The 2,862-nt window shown below is 45.8% G+C and carries 3 protein-coding genes; all 3 read left to right on the top strand.

The genetic code is table 11. The features are described 5' to 3' along the window. Window positions 1–222 precede the first annotated feature (222 nt). Entirely contained in the window at window positions 223–1,155 is a 933-nt protein-coding gene (locus IDZ20_RS04870; RefSeq protein WP_188150310.1) for a hypothetical protein, read from the top strand. Further along, complete coding sequence (locus IDZ20_RS04865; RefSeq protein WP_188150309.1) at window positions 1,152–1,745, top strand: hypothetical protein; 594 nt, start codon at window positions 1,152–1,154, stop codon at window positions 1,743–1,745. Before IDZ20_RS04870 ends, IDZ20_RS04865 begins: the two co-directional genes overlap by 4 nt. Window positions 1,746–2,151: 406 nt before the next feature. Further along, on the top strand, window positions 2,152–2,862 hold a 711-nt coding region (locus IDZ20_RS04860), incomplete at its 3' end, for a hypothetical protein (protein WP_223144897.1).

The raw sequence follows: 2,862 nt of genomic DNA, 5'->3' as shown, positions 1-2,862 counted from the left end.
AAACGAGTGAGGGAATTTCGGGTACGATCCTTCACTAGAAGGGCAAAAAGGTGGTTTATACGGCTATCCCTGTCAAAGCATGCGCTGGGGGTTTCTGCTACCTTCACGCTGTCGTTTCTAGCGTTTGGAGTGTCCTCGAATGCACTATGGGTGTTATTGAATGTTAATGTTGCTATATAAACTCGTCGCCGATTTATGGCATTAATAGATCATCACAGTTAAGTGAAACCAAATACTAGAAGGATACTTATGTCTAATTTACCCTCAAAAGAGCTTTCTACAGCTTTGTCTAAAAATAGCCATTCTTTAGTTGTTTTAAGCCCCGCCGAAATTATAGATTTTGCCATTGTATGTCAAAAACGAAGAGGTTTAAGTGAGTCTCAAATTATCGCGTGGTTCGATGCGATTGTTTTAAATGGTGTGGGTTTTAGTGCGGCGGCAAAAACTCAATGGCAGTTACAGAAGAACAAAATTAAAAATTATGGCGCCTATTTACCTGTGTTTTCTGATTCAAAGGCTTTAACGCATTTAGCGATGGAAATGAGTCGGAGCGGTAACATATTGGCTAAGTATCGAGTTAAGAATTACAGCGGAAAAAGTTACGTAATTTTAGAGGGTTATGCCGGGTTGCGTCAGCAACTACAAGGTACCCGCTATCTGGCCAGTAACCCTAAAGTTGTCAGTATGGCAATTGGTAAACTGGGGGCCGCGAAAGCGATTAAAGGCGGCGTGGTGATCTCAGTAGTTTTTTCGGTGGCATTCCATTCGTTTGCACAGCTAATGGATGATACTGAGACATGGCATAACTTCGTTGCTGGCGTTGGCGTAGATTTAGCGGCCGCCGCTGTCGGTGGCGGTATTGCATGGGCTTCAGTTTCTTTGTTCGTGGGAGCATCCGCCATGGTTGCGGTTGGTCCAATCGCCGTCGTAGTGATTGTTGGTGCGTTTGCTACCGCGGGGTTAGGAATGGTTGCCGATCATCTTGGTCTAACGGATAAGTTAGCATCTGCGCTTAAACAGGCTGAGCAAAGAATGAATGAGTCAATGAATGAAATTAAAAATGAAGTGCGACGGGGTTTAAATTATGCGGATGAGGACCCTGTTGGTTTTATGCATCGGCTGTTTGGCGTCCCGTATTTTGGCAATAATCGATGATGAGTAAAGCTTCATCGGGAGCTATGGAGCAGAGCCCCATCTACCGATTAAAAATTCTTTCCGTGATTGCACTCTTATTCTCAGTAACATTGTTGATGTTTTGGGTGCAGGCAAATGGCTTAATCGACAACCTCGACCGCCTGGTGCGAGAGAATGCTTATGTATCCGTCTCGGGTTGGGATTTGCCCACTATCGTAGTGATGCCTTGTTTTTTCGGTATTATTTATGGTCTTGTGCTACGCCTTTTTAATAAGGCGACTTCTGCTCGAATTTCTAAAACAATGAAGTTTTGTTTATTCTTTGCAGGTGCGGCGGTGGTCGTTAGGGTGGTGTACGGGTTTATGTTGTCGGGTTTTATGGAGGGGCATGGCTACATCTTTTGCCAACCTTACACCTCACCTTCTATTTATGCGCGGCAAGTGTATGTACGTGATGAAGGCTATTGCGTACAGCATACAGGGGTAATTCGGCGCGATATTCTTACTTGGTTGGATCAGCAATATTTGCCGGGTGAACCATTACGCCCTGACGTTGTAAGGGAGCAAATTGCGGTGATGCTGGCAGCTTCTAATGCGGAGCGTGAAATTTAGTTAAGGCTTGCTGTTAGGTAACTATTCAGACACCTCCGAAATCGAGTGCTAATTGCCTACTTCCTCGGCGGCTCAATCCATCGGCAACCGCTCCTCGGCATTATGCTGCTGCAATGTCTTATAAGAGGCTCCCTGCCTCGATGAGTTGCTTTAATCAGTGATATTCCTGTCACGGCCCATGGGGGCTCCACAGCGGTATCTGGAGTTTGTGCCCCTGCAAAACTATTATTGGCTATCCCTGCCAAAGCATGCGCTGAGTTTCCCCCTGTCTTGCCTAGCGTTTGTGGTGTTTTTGAATCTTGTGGGCTTCTCAACGGCCTCCTGTATTCGAGGGTTTCTGCCACCTTCACACTGAAGCCTAGAGCTTCGTTTCTCCTTAGCATTATTACCACTGAGCCTATGTTTGATGGTTGAAAGAACATTTAAAAATATTCCAGATGGGAAAATCAATGACTTGGAGCAGGAGTCCTCATGGAGCGGCTTTGAGTGGTCAGCGGGGGATACTTGGAGCGATTTGCTTCAGTCTCGTCGCGTATTAATCATACCTGAGGCCGGATCTGGTAAGACTTACGAGTGCAAAGAGCAGGCAAAACGTTTGCGGGATGCTGGGGAAGCCGCCTTCTTTGTGGAACTGTCTTCTCTGGCAACAAGTGATTTACGCGATCTGCTCGATCCTCCTGATGAGGTAAACAGACTTGATATGTGGCTGTCATCTCAATCAGGCACAGCAACATTTTTTCTTGACTCCTTTGATGAATTAAAGCTGAGCGCAGGTTCGTTTGAGGTGGCTCTGAAACGATTGAAAAAAATTGTTTATAACAAGCTTCGGGATGTCAAAATTGTAATTACAACACGGCCAACGTCTTATGATGAGAATGTGGTGAGGCGGCTTTTGCCTGCTCCTGACGAGTTGACGCTCACTGACTTTAATGAAGAGACGTTTGCTGATATAGCGGTGAGTGGGAATAGTGAAGTTGAAAACAGTAATAAAGCACCGGAGTGGCGGTCCGTAATATTAAACGCGCTGTCTGATAAGCAAATACAAGAGTTCGCGGGTGGGCGAGATGAGTTGGAGACGCTAAAGCGATGTGCAATCTATTCCCGCTCATCCGTAGAA

The sequence above is a fragment of the Teredinibacter waterburyi genome, from assembly GCF_001922985.1.
GTDB lineage: Bacteria > Pseudomonadota > Gammaproteobacteria > Pseudomonadales > Cellvibrionaceae > Teredinibacter > Teredinibacter waterburyi.
This window is presented reverse-complemented; position numbering and strand designations above follow the sequence as displayed.

Excerpts from the sequence above, each read along its gene's own strand:
- IDZ20_RS04865 (WP_188150309.1), top strand. The coding sequence starts at position 1,152 with ATGATGAGTAAAGCTTCATCGGGAGCTATGGAGCAGAGCCCCATCTAC.